Genomic DNA, 18,894 nt, shown 5'->3' with positions numbered 1-18,894 from the left:
ACAGGCCCGGCGATTACCCACAAGGGCGCGATGGACGGCCAGCAACCGGCGGACAATGGGCAGGGCGTCGCCTTCGGCGGCGCGATCCCCGGCGCCGACGGGCCCGCGTTCGAGCTTCACCTGCCGCGCGGCGCGCCGATCCCCGTGCTCGTCGCCGCGCCCCATGCCGGGCGCGTCTATCCGCCGGCCCTGCGCGAGCGGATGCGCGATGCCGATTACAGCGCCCTGCGGCTGGAGGATCGCCACGTCGACCGCCTCGCGCGCGAGATCGCGGCCGCCACCGGGGCCGGGCTGCTGGTCGCCCACGCGCCGCGCGCCATGCTCGACCTCAACCGTGCCTGCGACGACGTGGACTGGTCGATGGTGCGCGGCGGGTCGCCGCGGCCGGTCCGGCACTCGCTGCTCAACCGCCGTTCGCGCAGCGGGCTGGGGCTGGTGCCGCGCCGGCTGAGCGGGTTGGGCGAGATCTGGAAGGCGCCGCTCGAGCGCGGGGAGCTGGAGGCCCGGATCGAGCGGATCCACCGGCCCTATCACGCCGCGCTGGGCGACGCGCTCGACCGGTTGCGCGATCGCTGGGGGGCGGCGCTCCTGCTCGACCTTCATTCGATGCCCCCGCTGCGGCCGCGGGTTCCGGGCGAGCGGACGGCGGAATTCGTCGTCGGCGACCGGTTCGGCGCCTCGTGCGATCCGGCACTGGCGGCGCAGGCGCTGGGCTGGCTGGCCGGGCACGAGCGACGCGCGGCGCACAACCGGCCCTATGCCGGCGGCTATATCCTCGACCGTCACGGCGCGCCGGCGCGCGGGATCCACGCGATCCAGCTGGAGATCTGCCGCACGACCTACCTCGATGCCGCGCTGCGCGAACCCTCGGCCCGGGCGGGGGCGATCGTGCGCCTCGTCACCGGCCTCGTGCGCGAGCTGGGCCAGGCCGTGGCAGGGCTGGGCCGCGCGGGCGCGCAGCCGCTCGCCGCTGAATGACAGGGCTGAATGACGGGGGCGAAGAACGAGGCAGGATGACGGAGACGAATGACGGCGCGCAATAGCGCAGGGTCCGCATGCTGCGGCCAGCCGGGCAAGAAAAAACCACCTCGTGCGAAAATGCACGAGGTGGCCAAGGTTCAGGGAGGAGGTGCATCGAAATGCACCGATCGGGACAGGCCATGAGGGGGAGCGCCGTCCCGACGGGAACAATCTAGGCGCTGGCCGGGGCGGTTTCAACCCCGGCCGGCGCCGCCTGAAACCGGCTCGTCGCCGGTTCAGCCTGCCGCCGCGGGGGCGGGGATTTCCGGGCCCTTGCCCTGCTGCTGCTGGCGCGCGAAGATCGAGCGCATCAGGTCGAGCGAGAACATGTGGGCATTGATCAGGGCCAGCAGGCCGTTCTGGTTCCAGGTCCGCAGGACGTCGCCGCGCACTTCGCGCAGCTTTTCCTGGTTCACCATCTGGAAGCCGCGATAGACGTAGGGGTTGTCCGGGTTGGCCTGGAGCGAGATCGAGATCTCGCCGTCCATCAGCAGGTCGTGCTTCTTCAGTTCATCGACGAAGGCCTTGGTCCGCTGGCCGGCTTCCTCGAAGTGCTGGCAGAATTCCAGCACGCGCTGGGTCGCCTCGGTCGGCTTGCCCTCGTCGTCGAACAGCGCCTCGCCCTCGTCGAATTCGCCGACCGCCTCGGTCGTCGGGTCGAAGCACAGCGAAAGCTCGTCCGAATCCTGCTTCAGCCGCGCGAGCATGAACGGGTAGCGGCGGATATAGGCCGGCAGATAAACCGGATCGTTCACCTTGCCCTGTTCGTCGACGAAAGTGTTCACGCCTTCGTTCAGGCCCATCAGCGCCAGCGGCAGCGGGTTGTCGCCGGAGGAGAAGACGATCGGGAAATCGCGCTGGGCCTGGACGAACTCGTCCACCGTCAGCGGGATCGCGTGCTGGTTGGTGAGCCACTTGGCCGAATCGATGGTGCGCGTGTGCCACTTGGCGTGATCGCGGCTGTTGAGCGGCATCAGGTCGTTGTAAAACAAGGGCAGGTTGGGCTGCGGCGCGCTGGCCATGAAAATCTCTCCGGATCGCTAGGAATGTCTGCTCGGCAGGGAGCGGGCCCCGCGCCCTGCGCGCTTAGTTGCTGGGCGCTGCGGGCGCAAGCGTAACGAGCTTGCCCGGATTGAGCAGGCCGTGCGGGTCGAGCGCCTGCTTCACGCTGCGCATCATGGCCAGCGCGACCGGGTCGCCGAGGCGCGCCAGTTCGTCGCGCTTCATCTGGCCGATCCCGTGTTCGGCGCTGATCGAGCCGCCCCAGTCGGTCACCAGGTCGTGGACGAAGGCGCTGATCGCCTTGCCTTCGCCGTCTTCCCACGCGCCGCGCGCGGTGCCCGGCGGGGCGAGTACGTGGAAATGGACGTTCCCGTCGCCCAGGTGGCCGAAGGCGACCGCGCGGGTGCCGGGGAAGCGCCCTTCCACCGCCGGCACGGCCTGTTCGACGAAGGAGGCCATGCGTGCCACCGGGACGGAGATGTCGTGCTGCATCGCCGGGCCCAGCGCCCGCTCCGCCGGGGAGATCGAATCGCGCAGGAGCCAGAACTGTTCGGCCTGCCCCTCGTTCGCGGCGATCGTTGCGTCTTCGACCAGGCCGGCCTCGAACGCGGCGGTCAGCAGGCTCTCGGCCAGTCCGGCCAGCCCCTCGGCCTCGCCGGGGGCGGCGACCAGTTCGATCAGCGCGTGCCAGGCGTGCTCGCCGGCCAGCGGGCTGCGCGCGTCGGGCAGGTGGTCGAGCACGGCGGCTAGGCTGTGCGCCGGGATCACCTCGAACCCTTCGAGCTCGCCGCCCGCGCGCTCCTCGCAATGAAGCAGGAGACGGCGCGCATCGGCGATCGAGCCGAGCCCGGCCCAGAGCACCGCGCGCCCGCCGGTCTCGGGCAGGAGCCGCAGCGTCGCCGCGGTCACGATGCCCAGCGTCCCTTCCGACCCGATCAGCAACTGCTTGAGGTCGAACCCGCGGTTGTCCTTCTTCAGCGGGGTCAGGGCATCGAACACGCTGCCGTCGGCCAGCACCGCCTCCAGCCCGAGGACCTGCGCGCGCATCGTGCCGTGGCGCAGGACCTGCGTGCCCCCGGCATTGGTAGCGATCAGCCCGCCCACGGTGGCAGAACCCTTGCCGCCCAGGGTGAGGGGGAAGCGCATCCGCGCGGCCGCGGCCCCCTCGTGCAGCGATTGCAGGACCACGCCCGCCTCGCACACGGCCTGCTGCGCGTCGCGCTCGATCGCGCGGATCGCGTCCATCCGGCGCAGCGAAAGCAGCAGGGCGGTGCCGCTGTCGTCGGGCGTCGCCCCGCCGGACATGCCGCTGTTGCCGCCCTGGGGCACGATCGGCACGCGATGCTGCGCGCAGAGGCGCACGAGCGCGGCGACTTGCGCGGTCGAGGCGGGCGAGGCGAGCGCCAGGGCCTTGCCGCGATAGCGGCCGCGCCAGTCGGTCAGCCAGGCGTCCATCAGTTCCGGGTCGCGGGTCAGCCCGCGTTCGCCGAGCAGGTCGGCCGCCGCGGAGAGGAAGGAATCGGGATCGTGCATGGCCCCGCCTATGGCACAGGCGCGTCGCCCTGCGCCACACGTCGCGGCGCTTCGCCCCTGTTCCACCGCGCGCGGGCGGCAGGATTAAGGCTGCATTCAAGCGTTTGCGCTAGGACGCCGGGGCGAATAGGGGCATTGCCCAGGCCCTCTCGCCCCGACGCCCCGCCACGATGACGGAGACCGCGACCCGCGCCGATGACCAGTCCTGCCGTCCTGTTTGCACCGCTGATGCTGCTGTTCACGCCGCCCCTGCCGACCGGCGGGCAGGACGCGCATCTGCTGCCGCGGGCGGAGCAGCGCGATGCGCCGGGCGCGGACCGGGCTGCCCCCGGATGGCTCGCGATCGAGGCGGCACGCAGCGTCCCGGCACAGGCCCAGGTGCGGATCGAACAGCGCGTGATCATCCGCATCGGCCCGCGCAGCGACAGCGGGCGGCAGAACATGAGTTCCTTCGTCGCCCCGCGCGCCGCGCCGAGCCGGCGGGTGGTGGAGCGCGAGGCGGGCGAGTGCCTGCCGGTCGCCGCGATCGGCGCGGTCCAGCCTTCGCGCGACAACCGCCTGATGCTCTACATGCGCGACCGGCGCGTCTATGCCGCGCGGCTGGAGCGGTCGTGCTTCGCGCGCGATTTCTATTCGGGCTTCTACGTGGAGCGCAATTCCGACGGGATGCTGTGCGTCGATCGCGACAAGCTGCAATCGCGCAACGGGGTGAAGTGCGAAGTGCAGAAGCTGCACCGCCTCGTCGCCGAACGCGACTGACCCCCCGCATCGCCACCACATCGCTCCCACACATCGCCCTCACACATCCCCGGCCATTGCCGGGCCGGTGCCGGCAAAGGGCTTTCCTTGACTTTTGCGCGCGTCCCGCGCAAAGGGCGCGGCGATTGTGCAGGTGCGAAGCGCCTGCCAGGCTCTTTGCCCATGACCCGGACAGCACCTAACGCATGACCTTCGCCGATCTCGGCCTATCACCTGAATTGCTCAAGGCAGTCGAAGCCGCCGGCTATACCGAGCCGACGGCGATCCAGGCCCAGGCCATTCCGCCCGTGCTGATGATGAAGGACATCATCGGCATCGCCCAGACCGGCACGGGCAAGACGGCCAGCTTCGTGCTGCCGATGATCGACGTTCTCGCCAGCGGCCGCCGCCGGGCGCTGATGCCGCGCAGCCTGATCCTGGAGCCGACCCGCGAACTGGCCGCGCAGGTGGCGGAAAACTTCGAGAAGTACGGCACCAACCACGATCTCAAGATGGCGCTGCTGATCGGCGGCGTGCAGATGGGCGACCAGGTCAAGGCGCTGAACGAAGGCGTCGACGTGCTGATCGCCACCCCGGGCCGGCTGATGGACCTGTTCGAACGGGGCAAGATCCTGCTCAACGGGTGCGAGCTGCTGGTGATCGACGAGGCCGACCGGATGCTCGACATGGGGTTCATCCCCGATATCGAGTTCATCTGTTCCAAGCTGCCCGACACGCGCCAGACGATGCTGTTCTCGGCCACGATGCCGCCGCCGATCGAGAAGCTGGCCAAGAAGTTCCTCGACAATCCGAAGCGGATCGAGGTCAGCCGCGCGGCCAGCACGAACAAGGACATCACCGCCTTCAAGGTGCCGGTTAAGAGCCGCCAGAAGCGCGAGACGCTGCGCTGGCTGCTGCGCAACGACCTGGTCGAGACGGCGATCATCTTCGCCAACCGCAAGACCACGGTGCGCGAACTGAACAAGAGCCTGCAGAGCCATGGCTTCGCCAGCAGCGAGATCCACGGCGACATGGACCAGACCAGCCGCCTGCGCGAGCTCGACCGGTTCAAGGCGGGCGAGGTCAACATCCTCGTCGCCAGCGACGTCGCTGCGCGCGGGCTCGACATCAAGGGCGTCAGCCACGTGTTCAACTTCGACACGCCGTGGCACCCGGACGATTACGTCCACCGCATCGGCCGCACCGGCCGCGCGGGGGCCAAGGGCCGCGCCTTCACCTTCGTCGCGGAAGAAGATGCCGAGGCGATCGAAAATGTCGAGAAGCTGACCGGCTCCGAGATTCCCGTGTTCGGCAAGAAGGACGTTCGCGTCGAGCTGAAGCCGCCACCGGAAGGCCAGAACTCGGAAGGCAACAGGGCCGAAAGCAGGGACTCCGAGGGCCGCGAGTCCGGTTCCAGGGGCACCCGGAACGACGACGAGAAGCCGCGCCGCGCGCGCCGTTCGCGCGCCGAAGAGCGCGCGGAAGGCGGCGACAGCCCCCGCAAGCCGCGCCGCGAGAAGTCGGCTCCGCGCGGGGAGCGCCCGGAAAAGCGCCGCGGCCGCCGCGAGGACGATACCCCGGTGCCGCCGGGCGAGTGGAACGGGCCGCAGCCCGAGTTCCTGAGCGTGAGCGCCACGATCCGCTGATATTCGCAGCGCCGGCGCGCCCTCGCGTTGCGCCCGCATCCGCGCCTTTCCCGTCGCACAACGGCCCATAGGAAAAATCGAAAGCCCGCGCGCTCAGTGCGTTAGCGGCCGCCCGGGCACCGGCGCTTGCATTTGCCCGCCGGCCGTCCATTCTCTCGCGCCGGGATCAATGGCGGGAGACGAGACGATGCGCGCCGACAATGCGATCACGGTCATCCTGGCAGCGCTGGCCCTGCCCGGCGGGGCGGCTCTGGCCGCGCAGGACAAGCCGCTGACCGCCGTGCTGGCCGAACCGGTCGCCATCGAGCGTGCCGAGCCCGTCGCGGTGGTCCCCTTCACCCGCTCGCGCCACATGCTGGTGATCGAGGCGCGGGCCAACGGCGTCGCGCGCGAATTCGTGTTCGATACCGGTTCCCCCAGCATGATCTCGCGCGAGCTGGCCGATGAACTGGGCCTGCGAACGATCGGGAGCAATACCGGGCGCGATGCCAATGGGGCTCAGGTGACGATGGACTTCGTCGTCCTCGACCGGCTCGAAATCGGCGGGGTGACTTTCCGCGACGTGCCGGTGCTGGTGTTCGATTATGCGGCGATAGAGCTTGGCCCCTGCCTGTTCGACGGCGGCGTGATCGGGTCCGAGATCCTGCCCGGCAGCGCCTGGCGGATCGACGCGGGCGCGGGGGAACTGTCGATCTTCGCGCCCGGCGCCGTGCCCGCGGCGGAAGAGGGGGCCGTTGTCGCGCCGCTGCACCGCTTCGGCTATCCGCACGCGCCGGTGATCGATTACCGCGTGGACGAGATGGCCGACCGGCTCCTGTTCGACACGGGCTCCCCCGACAGCGTCGTGCTCTACGACCGGGCGGCCGCCTCCCGGCCGGTGCGCGCGGCGATCCGGCCCGGCAGCCTGGCGCGGGGCGAGGGCTCGCACGGGGTTTCGGCCGGCGGGCGGGGCGCGCCGGGGCCGCTCGAACGCTTCACCCTCGACAGCTTCGTCATCGGCGGCCGGCAGCTCGCGCCGGTCCGGGCGACCACGCGGGTCGTGCCGCCGAGCCTGGTCGGGACCGGGCTGCTCGCGAGCCATGTCGTGACGCTCGACTACCCGGGCGGGCAAGCGGTCTTTGCGCCCCGCGCCGACCCGGCGCCGGCGGCGGCCGAGGCGGGCTACGCGCTCGCGATCGCCGATGGCGCGGTGCGCGTCGTGCGCCTCTTCGCGCAATCGCCCGCCGCCCGCGCCGGCTTGCGGCTGGGTGACCGGATCGTGGCGATCGACGGCGTGCGCGTGCCGGCGATCGGCCCGGCCAGCCGCTGCGAGGCGATGGAGTGGCTGGCCGGCGCGGCGCGCCCGGGCGAGGCCGAACGGCTCACCGTCGTGCGCGGGGGCAGGGACGTTGTCCTCGCGATCCCTGCCGGCTAGCGATCAGCCGGCGCGCTCGAGGTAGCGGCCGACGTTCTTGGCCATCACGTCCAGCGGGGCATTGCCGCCCAGGACGACGGCATCGTTGAACGCCCTGAAGCTGTAGGCGTCGCCCAGCGCGGCCTGCGCGCGGGCGCGCTGGCGGGCGATCTCGCTGTGGCCGATCTTGTAGGCACAGGCCTGGCCGGGCCACGAGCAGTAGCGATCGACCTCGCTCGCCACTTCGTCGGGCTTGGACCCGTTGCGCTCGACGAAGAAGCGCCGCCCTTCCTCGCGCGTCCAGCGCTTGTGGTGCAACCCGGTATCGACCACCAGGCGGCAGGCGCGGAAGGCCAGGCTCTGCAGGTAGCCGAGGCGCCCGACCTTGAAATCGTCGTAGGCGCCCAGTTCGTCGGCGATCTGTTCGGCATAGAGCGCCCAGCCTTCGGAAAAGGCGCTGAACGACAGGATCGAGCGGATCAGCGGCAGCCGGTTCGAATATTCGCCTTCCCACACGTGGCCGGGGATCGTCTCGTGATAGGTCAGGTCGGCGAGGTCGTACTTGCGGTGCAGGTCGGTCGTGCGCAGGTTGATCCACATGCGGCCGGGGATCGACCCGTCCTTGCTGCCCGCGCCGCCATAGGCGCCCGGCGCGCCGGGTTCTTCGGCGAGCGGCAGGCGGCGAACCTCGAGGTTGGGATCGACCAGCGTGTTGAACGCGCGCGGCATCTGCGCCTTGATCCAGTCGATCCGTTCGTGGATGAAATCCATGATTTCCTTCCGCCCCGGATCGCCTTCGGCAAATTTGTAGCGGGGGTCTTCGGCCAGGGCGCGCATCCGCTCGCCCACGGTGCCCCGGGTATAGCCGATCTCCTTCAGGATCGGGTCCATCTGCCCGTGCAGCGCGGCCAGTTCGTCGAGGCCGATCTGGTGGATCTCGTCCGGCGAAAGCGTGGTCGTGGTCGCCGCGCGCAGGCCCCAGGCGTACCATTCGTCGCCCTGCGGCCGGGCCCACATGCCCGCCTCCGGCGTCGCCACCGCCCGCTGGGCGCGCAGCTCGGCCAGCTGGCGGCGCAGGGCGGCGGTCACCGGCCCGCTGACGAGGGCATGGGCCTGCCCGCGCCAGTCGCCCGCGATCCCTGCCTCGCGCGTGCGGCTGGCGAGCGATTCGACCAGCGTGCCGCCCCCGGCGGTCTCCGCAATGGTCTGTTCCATCTGCGAGATCGCCTGGTCGAGCAGGAAATCGGGCGGGACGAGGCCCATCGCGCGGGCATCGCGGATGCGTGCCAGCTCGCCGTCGAGCACCGCGGGCAGTGCCTCCAGCCGCGCGAGGTAGGCCTGTGCATCGGCGGCGTCGCGCACCGGGTGGGTCGTGTCCATGAAGCGCGGCATGTCGATGTAGGTGCCGACGTTCTGGATCACGACGTAGGGCGAATTGCGCCAGCTGCCGACCGCGACGTCGCCATAGGGCAGGGCGAACCCGTCGAGCGCGGTGGAATAGGCGCTTTCGACCACTTCGAAGCTGGTCCGCGTGTCGGCGTCGAGCGTCGCGGTGTCGAAGGCGCGCACCCGCGCAAGGTCGGCCCGCAGCGTCTCGGCATAGGCGCGCTGGCCGGCCGGCGACTGGTCTTCCAGCTGCGCGCGCAGCGCGGCGTGAACGCCGGTGTCCACGCCCAGCCCGGTCGCTCGCTCCGGCTCGTGCGCGAGGAGGTTGTAGGCCACGTCTTCCAGCAGGGCGGCACCCGTCTGGCCGCCGGTGGCGGGGCCGGCGCTTGCGGCGGTGGCGGAAAGCGCGCGCTGGCAGCCGCCCAGCGCGACCAGCGAGACGCCGGCGCCCACGCCCGCGAGGGCCTGGCGACGGGTGAGCGAAGTGGTGATCCGGGTCATGCCCGAATGTCTGGCCCGGCGGCCCGCGGGTGTCAAACGAACTGGTGCCGCGCGGCCCGCAGCGCTAGGGCCGCAGGCAGGAAATGGAGGGAGAACCCGCGATGGGCACCGTGCTTTCGATCGTCATGCTGGCCGGGATCGCGCTCCTGGTCGGGGCATTCATCCTCTGGCGCAAGGGCGGCTCCCCCCGTCAGGCCCTGCTGATGGTGGTCCTCGCGCTGGTCTGTTTCGCCAATGTCGCGATCTGGACCGTGCCGACATCGGACGGCGAGGCCCCGCTCGACCGGATCGAGCAGGGCGCCGCCGACTAGCCCGCCGTCAGTCCGGGATCTGCCAGACCACCGCGCTGCTGTAGCTGCCCGGCGCGCGGTCGCCCCGGGGGTTGCGCGCGGGATCGAACCGGGCGCGGCGCGTCACCAGGTCGCAGGTCGCCCGGTCCAGCTCGGCATGGCCGCTGGAACCGGTGATCGTGCAGGAACGGACCCGCCCGTCGGCACCGACCTGCAGCCGGAATCGCGCCACCCCGGTCAGCTCGCGGTTGATCCACGAACTGCGATAGTCCGCCTGGGTGATCCAGCGCGCCGGGTCGTTGCGCGGGCTCGCGGCGACCGCGTCCTGCCCTGCGCCGGCGCCCGGGGCGGACGCGGTGGACGGCAGCGGCAGCGGCGCGAGGTCGGTATCGAGCGTGACCGGCGGCAGCTCCACGTCGATCACGGCAATCTCGGTCCGCGTGCGGGGCAGGTCGATCGGCGGGGTCGGCGCGGGCAAGGGGCTGGCGGCCGAAGGCGGGTTCCCGGCCCGGGGTTCCGGCTCGGGCTCGGGCGGCGGGGCGACCGGCACGGTCACCGTGGTCCCGGTCAGGCGCGGCGGCTGCTCGATCACGCCGCTCGCCTGGAGGCCGACGAGCAGGGCATAGCCGAGAGCGCCGTGAACGGCGACGACGCCGGCGATCGACTTTGCGCGGTCCGCGCGCGACTAGTTATCGGTATAGGCCATGGGACATTCCTCTCTCCGGTCTGCCCGCGGCAAGCCGGGGCAGGTCCCTCCCGTGACAGGAATGATACAACGTGACCTGGTCGGTACCCAGCGATTTCGCGTTGCGTGCTGCAACCCGTCGCGCCGCGCGTGGTGCGGCGCCGGCCCCCCGTTACCGCCCGGTCGCGGCGGCAGCGGGGGTGGCGGTCACTTGATCGGGCAGTCGGGATCGAGCCGAAAATCGAGGTAGTTGTCGACCGAGGCCATCAGCTCGTCGATCTCGTTCTCGAAGAAGTGGTTGGCCCGGGGAATTTCCTCGTGGTGGATGGTGATGTGCTTCTGCGTGCGCAGCTTTTCCACCAGCTTGGTCACCGCGGCCGGCTGGACCACGGTGTCGGCCGCGCCCTGCACGAAGATGCCGCTGGCCGGGCACGGGGCGAGGAAGCTGAAATCGTACATGTTGGCCGGCGGCGCGATCGAGATGAAGCCGCGGATCTCGGGCCGGCGCATCAGCAGCTGCATCCCGATCAGCGCGCCGAAGCTGACCCCGGCGACCCATGTCACCTGCGCTTCCTGGTGGATCGACTGGACCCAGTCGAGCGCGGCGGCGGCATCGGACAGTTCGCCCACGCCGTTGTCGAAGCTGCCCTGACTGCGGCCGACGCCGCGGAAGTTGAACCGCAGCGTGGCGAAGCCGCGATCGACGAAAGTCTTGTAGAGGCGCTGCGTGATCCGCTCGTTCATCGTGCCGCCGCCCTGGGGGTGCGGGTGGAGGATCATCGCGACCGGCGCGCGCGGGCGCGGGGGCGGGGAGAAACGACCTTCGAGGCGGCCTTCGGGGCCGGGAAAGATGACTGAGGGCATCGGGGTGGCACCTGCTAGAGCTGACAACCGCGCGGCTGGCGCGCGCGAGGTGCCGGGCTATATAGTGCGCCGGAGCAAAATCGCAATCGCCGCCACGCCGGCCCGACCACGACGAGAGAGCCATCCCCGACCGCATCTACCTCGACCATGCCGCAACCACCCCGCTGCGCCCCGAAGCGCGCGCGGCGATGGAGGACGCCTTCGCCCTCTGGGCCAATCCTTCCAGCCCCCATGCCGAAGGGCGCAAGGCCAAGGCCGCGCTGGAGGACGCGCGCGAACGGGTGAAGCGCGCGCTGGACTGGGAGGGCGAAGTGATCTTCACGTCGGGCGCGAGCGAGGCGCTGGCGATCGCGCTCGGGCGGGCCAGAGCGGATCGCCGGGCCGCGAGCGCGGCCGAACACGACGCGGTGTTCCGTGCCGCCCGCGACGCCGCGATCCTGCCGGCGGACGGGGGGCGCATCGATTCCGCCGCGCTGGCGGCGGCGCTGGCGGGGCAGGGCCCCTGCGTGGTCGCGATCCAGCAGCTGAACCCGGAAACCGGCACGCTGATGCTGCCGGGCGACGGGCTTGCCGCGCAAGTCCGCGCGGGGGGCGGCCTCCTGCTCGCCGATTGCGCCCAGTCGGCGGGCAAGATCGCGTTGCCCGATTGCGACATGGCGGTCGTCTCCGCGCACAAGCTGGGCGGTCCGGTCGGGGTCGGGGCGCTGCTGGTGCGCGATTTCGCGCTGCTGGAACCGGTCGGCGGGCACGAGCGCGGCTATCGCGCGGGGACGGAAAACCTGCCCGCGATCGCCGGGTTCGCCGCCGCGCTGGAACGCGCCGGCGACTGGCGGACCGATGCGGCCGAGCGGCTTGCCTTCGCCGAAACCCTTGCCCCCGCGCGGATCGCGCCCGGCGCGGACCACGCGCCGCATATCCTCGCGCTCGCCCATCCGGCGATGAGCGCGCAGGCGCTGCTGATCCGGCTCGACGCGATGGGCTTTGCCGTTTCGGCCGGCAGCGCCTGTTCTTCCGGCACGCTGAAGAAAAGCCGCGTGCTCGATGCCTTCGGCGTGGCGGACGATGTCGCGGCGCGCACGATCCGGGTCAGCCTGGGCTGGAACACGACCGCCGACGAGCTGGAACGCTTCGCCGCGGCATGGACATCGCTGACGTGAAGGATATGGGCACAACCGAAGCCAGGGGCGCAGCCGGAAGGCCGGGGCGCGGCTGAAAGGCCAGGGCGCGACGGAAAGGAATCGCAGCACGATGATCTATCTCGATTACCAGGCCACGACCCCGCTCGCGCCCGAGGCGCGCGAGGCCATGTTGCGCTGGCTCGACGGGCCCGAAGGCACGGCTTTCGCCAATCCGCACAGTCCGCACCGGATGGGGCGGCAGGCGGCAGCCGCGGTCGAGGTCGCGCGCGAACGGGTCGCGGCGCTGCTGCCGCCGGGCGGGCGGGTGATCTTCACCGGCAATGCCTGCGAGGCGGTCAACCTCGCGATGCGCGGATCGGCCCCGCGGCGCAAGGCGGGCATTGCCTTCACGGCGGTCGAGCACGCGGCCGTGCGCGACACCGCGCTGGCGCTGGGCCAGGCGAGCGCGATTCCCGTGGGGCCGGACGGGGTGGCCGATCCCGATGCCCCGCTGCCCGCCGATGTCGGGCTGGTCGCGGTCATGGCGGTCAACAACGAGATCGGGACGATCCAGCCGGTCGACCAGTGGCGCGAACGCGCGCAGCGGGCCGGCGCGCTGTTCCTGTGCGACGCGGTCCAGGCCTGCGGCAAGATGGACGTGCCGGCGGCCGACATGATCGCGATCAGCGCGCACAAGATGCACGGCCCCAAGGGGATCGGCGCGCTGTGGGTGCGCGACGGGCTGGACCTCGACCCGCAAGTCACCGGCGGGCTGCAGGAGGGGCTGCGTTCGGGCACGCTCAGCCCCGCGCTCTGCGCCGGGTTCGGCGCCGCGGCGCAAGTGGCGCTGGAACGGCGGGCGGAAGATGCCGCCCATGTCGAGGCGCTGTGGAACCGCGCGCGCGAGCTGTTTTCGGGCTGGACGCTGAACGGCAGCGCCGATGCCCGCTGGCACGGCAACCTCAATATCCGGCGCGAGGGGCTGGATGTGGCCCGGCTGATGAGCGAGTGCCGCGAGGTCATGTTCTCCGCCGGCTCGGCCTGCGCCAGCGGGTCGGGCAAGACCAGCCATGTCCTGAGGGCGATCGGCCTGTCCGATGCCGAGGCGAAGACCGCGATCCGCGTCGGCTTCGGCCGCTATACCACGATCGACCAGCTCGAACGCGCGGCGGCGCTGATCGACGCCGCGGCCGAAGGGCAGCGCGCATGAGCGTGCGCGTCCGCTTCGTCTCGCCCCGCGGCGCGGTGACCGAGGCCGAGGGGGAAGAGGGCACGCCGCTGCTCGAACTTGCGCAGGCGGCGGGGATGCCGCTGGAGGGGACCTGCGAAGGGCAGATGGCCTGTTCCACCTGCCACGTGATCGTCGCCGCCGAATGGTTCGCCCGGCTGCCCGAGGCGAGCGAGGAGGAAGAGGACATGCTCGACCTCGCCGCCGGGGTCCAGCGCACGAGCCGCCTGTCCTGCCAGGTCCTGCTGACCCGCGCGCTCGACGGGCTCGAAGTGCGCATTCCCGCCGAGGCGCACGACATGAGCGTGATCTGAGCGGACGCGCGGCGGGGCGCATGCGACGGCTACCGTTATCGGCCGCGACCTGCTAGTCACCGCCGCCATGAGGGCTCAGGACATTCTCGCGCGCAACAACGTGCAGGTGCGCGGCGCTGGGGAGAGGACGATGGTCTTCGCCCACGGTTTCGGCTGCGACCAGACGATGTGGAAAGACGTCGCCAGCGCGTTCGAGGACGATTTCCGCGTCGTCCTGTTCGACTACGTCGGGGCCGGGCAGTCGGACCTCTCGGCCTACGATTCCGCGCGCTACGGCTCGCTCGACGGCTATGCCGCCGACGTGGTGGAAATCGGCCGCGCGCTGGACTTGTCGGGCGCGATCTTCGTCGGCCATTCGGTCAGCGCGATGATCGGCGCCCTCGCCCAGATAGAGGAGCCGGGCATGTTCACCGACCTGGTGATGGTCGGCCCCTCGCCGCGCTACATCGACGACGAGGGCTATACCGGCGGCTTCTCGCACGCGCAGATAGAGGAGCTGCTGGAATTCCTGGCCGAGAACCACCTCGGCTGGGCGGCCACGATGGGCCCCACGATCATGGGCAATGCCGACCGGCCCGAACTGGGCGAGCGGCTGACCAACAGCTTCTGCAGCACCGATCCGGACATCGCGCGCGAATTCGCCGGGGTGACGTTCTTCTCCGACAACCGCGACGACCTGGCCCGCGTCACCGCGCGGACCCTGGTGCTGCAATGCCGCGAAGACGTGATCGCGCCGCCTTGCGTGGGCGAATATGTCCACCGCAACCTGCCGAACAGCAGCTTCGTCATGCTCGACGCCAGCGGCCACTGCCCGAACCTGAGCGCGCCGGACGAGGTGATCAGGGCCATGCGCGCCTTTGTCTGAAGCCGGCCGTCCCCCCGACGATACCCCGGCCGAGGACCTGAAGGACCTCTACGACAACGCGCCGTGCGGTTACCTGTCGCTGTCGCCCGACGGGCGCGTGGTCAAGCTCAACCGTACGCTGTGCGACTGGATCGGCCGCGAGGAGGACGAGATCCTCGGCCGCACGGTCCACGAGATCCTGAGCTTCGGGGGCAAGATCGCGTTCGAGACCCATCTCGCCCCGCTCCTGCGTCTGCAGGGTTTCGTGCATGAGATCGCGCTCGACCTGGTCGATGCGCGGGGCAACAAGATCCCGGTGATCGCCAACGCGGCCGAGCGGCGGGGGGAGGGGGAGCGCCATCTCTTCACCCGTCTCACCGTGTTCAAGGCGGTCGATCGGCGCACGTTCGAACGCAGCCTGATCGAGGCGCGGATCAAGGCCGAGACCCAGGCCCGGGCGGAGCACGAGGCGATCGAGCTGCGCGACCAGTTCATCGCCGTCCTCGGCCACGACTTGCGCAACCCGCTGGCCGCGCTGGAGGCCGGGACCCGGCTGGTCAAGCGGTGCGAGGGGCTGGGGAAGCGCGAGCACCTGATCCTGCGCGAGATGGAAGGCAGCATCGCGCGCGCCAACCGCCTGATCGACGACGTGATGGATTTCGCCCGCGGGCGGCTGGGCGGCGGCCTGGCGGTGCAGAAGACCGCCGATGCGCCGTTGCAGCAGGCGCTGGAACAAGTGGCGGCGGAAAGCCGGGCGATCGCCCCGCGCCGCGAGTTCGACGTCTCGCTGGCGCTCGAGCGCGCGGTGGACTGCGACGCCGACCGCATCGGGCAGCTCGCCTCCAACCTGATGGGCAACGCGATTTCCCACGGCGCGCCCGACCAGCCGGTGCGGCTGGAGGCGCGGACCACGAACGACGAATTCATCCTGTCGGTCGCCAACGGGGGCGACCCGATCCCCGCGGCCGCGCGCGCGCGCCTGTTCGAACCGTTCTACCGCGCCGATTTCCGCGAAGGGCAGAAAGGGCTAGGCCTCGGGCTGTTCATCGCCAGCGAGATTGCGCGGCTGCACGGCGGCACGCTCGACGTCGCCTCGGACGAGCGTGAAACGCGCTTCACCCTGACCATGCCCCGCCGCGACCCCGACGCGGGGGACGCCGCGGCCGACCCGGCCTGAGGGCCACGCCAGACCCGGGCTGAAGGCCGCGCCCGATGCGAAAGGGCCCGCCGCGCGGTGCGACGGGCCCCGTGGGCGCGCTCCGGCAAAGCGGGCGCGCCATGTGCCGCGCAGGCAATCAGGCGGCCGCGCGATCGACGCCCTGGAGCCGCGAGATGATCGCTTCGGAGAAGGCCGGGATGTCGTCGGGGTTGCGGCTGGTGATGAAGTTGCCGTCTTCGGCCACTTCCTGGTCCACCACGTTGGCGCCGGCGTTCTTCAGGTCGGTGCGGATCGAGGGCCAGCTCGTCACCGTCTTGCCTTCGACCAGGCCCGCCTCGGCCAGAAGCCAGGGCGCGTGGCAGATCGCGGCGACGGTCTTGTCCGCCTCGGCGAAGCGGCGCACGAGGGCGACCGCGTCTTCGTCCATCCGCAGGACGTCGGGATTGATCTGGCCGCCGGGCAGGACGATCGCGTCGTAATCGCCGACCTCGACCTCGCCCACGGTGATGTCCACCTTCACGCTCTCGCCCCAGTCCTTCTGGTCCCAGCCGCGGATCTCGCCGTCTTCGAGGCTGGCGATCGTCGTGTCGATGCCCGCCTCTTCCAGGTTGTCGCGCGGGCCGGTCAGCTCGGACTGTTCGAAGCCGTCGGTGGCAAGGATGAGTGCACGTGCCATGGGGTTTCTCCTGTTGATTGCAGTTGCCCCGGCAACGCGTGGGGAAAGCGCGCCGTTCCGCTCTTCTAGCCGGCCCGTGGCGCTGCTAGGACCAGTGGCATGGCCACTCTGGAAGATGAAAAAGATCCCTTCGACGCGATCGTCGATGCACCGTTCGATTCCGCGCTGGAGGAACGGTACCTGGTCTATGCCCTGTCCACCATCACCGCGCGTTCGCTGCCCGACCTGCGCGACGGGCTGAAGCCGGTCCATCGCCGGCTGCTGTGGGCCATGCGCCAGCTGAAGCTCGACCCGGCGAGCGCGTTCAAGAAATCGGCCCGCGTCGTGGGCGACGTGATCGGCAAGTACCACCCGCACGGCGATGCCAGCGTCTATGACGCGATGGTCCGCCTCGCGCAGGATTTCGCCCTGCGCTATCCGCTGGTGGAAGGGCAGGGGAACTTCGGCAATATCGACGGCGATAACGCCGCCGCCTACCGCTACACCGAAGCGCGCCTGACGAAGACCGCCCTGCGCCTGATGGAGGGGCTGGACGAGGGGACGGTCGATTTCATCCCGACCTATAACGGCGAGGAAAGCGAGCCGGAGGTCTTTCCCGGCCTGTTCCCCAACCTGCTGGCCAACGGCGCCAGCGGGATCGCGGTGGGCATGGCGACCAATATCCCCAGCCACAACGTCGCCGAAGTGATCGATGCCACGCTGGAGCTGATCGACAACCCGCATGTCGAACATGCCCGGCTGATGGAGCTTTTCAGGGGCCCGGACTTCGCCACCGGCGGGCTGGTGGTCGATAGCCCGGCGACGATCTCGCACGCTTACGAGACGGGCCGCGGATCGTTCCGCATCCGCGCCCGGTTCCACGCGGCGGAGGCGGAGAAGCCCGAAGACCGCGAGGCGGGGATCGAGCGGCTGGGCGGCGGGCAATGGCAGCTCGTCGTGAGCGAGATCCCCTATCAGGTGCCCAAGGGCAAGCTGATCGAACAGGTCGCCCAGCTGATCGCCGACAAGAAGCTGCCGATCCTGGAGGATATCCGCGACGAGAGCGACGAGAACATCCGCCTCGTCTTCGTCCCGCGCAGCCGCAACGTCGATCCCGAGCTGCTGAAGGAATCGCTCTACAAGCTGAGCGACCTGGAAACGCGCTTCGGCCTCAACCTCAACGTGCTCGACGTCACCGAGGGCATGGGCCGCACGCCCATGGTCATGGGGCTGAAGGAACTGCTGACCCACTGGGTGCAGAGCCAGATCGACGTGCTCCAGCGCCGCAGCCGCCACCGGCTGGACCAGATCGCCCGCCGGCTGGAGCTGGTCGAAGGCTATATCGCCGCCTTCCTCAACCTCGACCGGGTGATCGAGATCATCCGCACCGAGGACGAGCCGAAGCCGGTGATGATGGCCGAGTTCGACCTGACCGAGCGGCAGGCCGAAGCGATCCTCAACATGCGCCTGCGGTCCCTGCGCAAGCTGGAAGAAATGCAGCTGCGGCAGGAAAAGGCCGACCTGCTGAAGGAACAGGACGAGCTGGAAAAACTGCTCGGCAGCCCGGCGCGCCAGCGCACCCGGCTCAAGCGCGACCTCGTGGCCCTGCGCAAGGAATATGCCGAGGATACCCCGCTGGGCCGGCGGCGGACCACCATCCGCGAGGCCGCCCCCGCGGTCGAGTTCAGCATGGACGCGATGATCGAGAAGGAACCGGTGACGGTGATCCTGTCGCAGAAAGGCTGGATCCGCGCGGCCAAGGGGCACGCCGATCTCGACAGCGAATGGAAGTTCAAGGAAGGCGACGGCCCGGCCTTCGCGCTCCACGCGCAGACGACCGACAAGCTGCTGGTCGCCGCGGACAACGGGCGCATCTTCACCCTGGGGGCGGACAAGCTGCCCGGCGCGCGCGGTTTCGGCGAGCCGATCCGCAACATGATCGACATGGACCCGGAGGCGCAAGTCGTCGGCCTGGTCGTCCACCGGCCCAGGGGGCAGCTGCTCCTGGCCGCGACGACGGGCAAGGGCTTTGCCGCCGCGACCGAGGAAATCCTGGCCGAAACGCGCAAGGGGCGCCAGGTCGTCAACCTCAAGGGCGGGGCGAAGCTGCGCGTCGTGCGCGAAATCGCCGAGGCGCACGATCACGTCGCGGTGGTGGGCGACAACCGCAAGCTGGTGGTCTTCAACCTCGAGGAACTGCCGATGCTCGCGCGCGGCCAGGGGGTGACCCTGCAGCGCTACCGCGACGGGGGGCTGAGCGATGCGACCACGTTCACCCTGGCCGACGGGCTGAGCTGGACGATGGGCGGCGAGACCGGGCGCACGCGGACCGAGAACGAGATCTGGCAGTGGAAGGTCGCCCGCGGCGCCGCCGGCCGCCTGCCGCCCCAGGGCTTCCCCAAGGACAACCGCTTCTGACGGGGCGGGACGCCGGCGCGATCGCCGCGCTGGCCCGCCCAGGGAACCGCCGACGAGGAATCGGCCGGCAGGGAAATCGGCCGGCAGGAAGCTGGCCCAC

17 protein-coding genes are annotated in these 18,894 nt (G+C 70.5%); 11 read left to right on the top strand and 6 right to left on the bottom strand.

Annotated features, from left to right (window positions below):
• Window positions 1-30 precede the first annotated feature (30 nt).
• On the top strand, window positions 31-978 hold the full coding sequence (locus GRI72_RS06735; RefSeq protein ID WP_160733146.1) for an N-formylglutamate amidohydrolase: 948 nt from the start codon (window positions 31-33) through the stop codon (window positions 976-978).
• A gap of 278 nt (window positions 979-1,256) precedes the next feature.
• On the opposite strand, the gene GRI72_RS06730 is transcribed toward GRI72_RS06735, so the two are convergent.
• Window positions 1,257-2,042 carry a SapC family protein gene (locus GRI72_RS06730; RefSeq protein ID WP_160733145.1) on the bottom strand — a complete coding sequence of 262 codons (786 nt, stop codon included), beginning with the start codon at window positions 2,040-2,042 and terminating at the stop codon, window positions 1,257-1,259.
• 64 nt (window positions 2,043-2,106) lie between these two features.
• Window positions 2,107-3,555 carry an FAD-binding oxidoreductase gene (locus GRI72_RS06725; RefSeq protein ID WP_160733144.1) on the bottom strand — a complete coding sequence of 483 codons (1,449 nt, stop codon included), beginning with the start codon at window positions 3,553-3,555 and terminating at the stop codon, window positions 2,107-2,109.
• A gap of 195 nt (window positions 3,556-3,750) precedes the next feature.
• Here GRI72_RS06725 and GRI72_RS06720 point away from each other — a divergent pair, with 195 nt between their 5' ends.
• The 3 genes from GRI72_RS06720 (at window position 3,751) to GRI72_RS06710 (ending at window position 7,353) form a co-directional block, all read left to right on the top strand.
• On the top strand, window positions 3,751-4,314 hold the full coding sequence (locus GRI72_RS06720) for a hypothetical protein (protein WP_160733143.1): 564 nt from the start codon (window positions 3,751-3,753) through the stop codon (window positions 4,312-4,314).
• A gap of 185 nt (window positions 4,315-4,499) precedes the next feature.
• Window positions 4,500-5,939, top strand: coding sequence for a DEAD/DEAH box helicase (locus tag GRI72_RS06715; RefSeq protein ID WP_160733142.1), 1,440 nt, complete (start codon window positions 4,500-4,502; stop codon window positions 5,937-5,939).
• Window positions 5,940-6,108: 169 nt separating this feature from the next.
• Window positions 6,109-7,353, top strand: coding sequence for an aspartyl protease family protein (locus GRI72_RS06710; RefSeq protein ID WP_160733141.1), 1,245 nt, complete (start codon window positions 6,109-6,111; stop codon window positions 7,351-7,353).
• 3 nt (window positions 7,354-7,356) lie between these two features.
• On the opposite strand, the gene GRI72_RS06705 is transcribed toward GRI72_RS06710, so the two are convergent.
• Entirely contained in the window at window positions 7,357-9,219 is a 1,863-nt protein-coding gene (locus GRI72_RS06705) for a DUF885 domain-containing protein (protein WP_160733140.1), read from the bottom strand.
• A gap of 83 nt (window positions 9,220-9,302) precedes the next feature.
• On the opposite strand from GRI72_RS06705, the gene GRI72_RS06700 reads away from it, so the two are divergent.
• Window positions 9,303-9,530, top strand: coding sequence for a hypothetical protein (locus GRI72_RS06700; RefSeq protein ID WP_237486829.1), 228 nt, complete (start codon window positions 9,303-9,305; stop codon window positions 9,528-9,530).
• A 7-nt stretch (window positions 9,531-9,537) separates the two neighbouring features.
• Here the strand turns inward: GRI72_RS06700 and GRI72_RS06695 are convergent, their stop codons facing one another.
• Both GRI72_RS06695 and GRI72_RS06690 read right to left on the bottom strand, forming a co-directional pair.
• A complete protein-coding gene (locus GRI72_RS06695) occupies window positions 9,538-10,101 on the bottom strand; it encodes an energy transducer TonB (RefSeq protein WP_337191149.1) in 564 nt (187 codons plus the stop codon).
• A gap of 300 nt (window positions 10,102-10,401) precedes the next feature.
• Window positions 10,402-11,058 (bottom strand): alpha/beta hydrolase, encoded by a 657-nt coding sequence (locus tag GRI72_RS06690; protein WP_160733139.1) that lies wholly within the window; start codon window positions 11,056-11,058, stop codon window positions 10,402-10,404.
• 188 nt (window positions 11,059-11,246) lie between these two features.
• Here GRI72_RS06690 and GRI72_RS06685 point away from each other — a divergent pair, with 188 nt between their 5' ends.
• The 5 genes from GRI72_RS06685 (at window position 11,247) to GRI72_RS06665 (ending at window position 15,739) form a co-directional block, all read left to right on the top strand.
• On the top strand, window positions 11,247-12,215 hold the full coding sequence (locus tag GRI72_RS06685) for a cysteine desulfurase family protein (protein ID WP_237486827.1): 969 nt from the start codon (window positions 11,247-11,249) through the stop codon (window positions 12,213-12,215).
• Between the two features lie 91 nt (window positions 12,216-12,306).
• Window positions 12,307-13,386, top strand: coding sequence for a cysteine desulfurase family protein (locus GRI72_RS06680; RefSeq protein ID WP_160733138.1), 1,080 nt, complete (start codon window positions 12,307-12,309; stop codon window positions 13,384-13,386).
• Window positions 13,383-13,718: a 2Fe-2S iron-sulfur cluster-binding protein gene (locus GRI72_RS06675; RefSeq protein ID WP_160733137.1), complete on the top strand. Its 336-nt coding sequence runs from the start codon at window positions 13,383-13,385 to the stop codon at window positions 13,716-13,718. Before GRI72_RS06680 ends, GRI72_RS06675 begins: the two co-directional genes overlap by 4 nt.
• Before the next feature lie 67 nt (window positions 13,719-13,785).
• Entirely contained in the window at window positions 13,786-14,583 is a 798-nt protein-coding gene (locus tag GRI72_RS06670) for an alpha/beta fold hydrolase (protein WP_160733136.1), read from the top strand.
• A complete protein-coding gene (locus tag GRI72_RS06665; protein WP_160733135.1) occupies window positions 14,576-15,739 on the top strand; it encodes a PAS domain-containing sensor histidine kinase in 1,164 nt (387 codons plus the stop codon). The genes GRI72_RS06670 and GRI72_RS06665 overlap by 8 nt, the downstream gene beginning before the upstream one ends.
• A gap of 118 nt (window positions 15,740-15,857) precedes the next feature.
• Here the strand turns inward: GRI72_RS06665 and GRI72_RS06660 are convergent, their stop codons facing one another.
• Window positions 15,858-16,397 (bottom strand): type 1 glutamine amidotransferase domain-containing protein, encoded by a 540-nt coding sequence (locus tag GRI72_RS06660; RefSeq protein ID WP_160733134.1) that lies wholly within the window; start codon window positions 16,395-16,397, stop codon window positions 15,858-15,860.
• Window positions 16,398-16,496: 99 nt separating this feature from the next.
• Here GRI72_RS06660 and parC point away from each other — a divergent pair, with 99 nt between their 5' ends.
• Entirely contained in the window at window positions 16,497-18,794 is a 2,298-nt protein-coding gene (parC, locus tag GRI72_RS06655) for a DNA topoisomerase IV subunit A (RefSeq protein ID WP_160733133.1), read from the top strand.
• Window positions 18,795-18,894: the final 100 nt, after the last annotated feature.

Origin of the sequence: Pelagerythrobacter marinus (assembly GCF_009827515.1) — a bacterium.
Lineage (GTDB): Bacteria > Pseudomonadota > Alphaproteobacteria > Sphingomonadales > Sphingomonadaceae > Pelagerythrobacter > Pelagerythrobacter marinus.
Note: the sequence above shows the minus strand (reverse complement) of the source record. Positions and strands in the feature narration are given on the sequence as shown.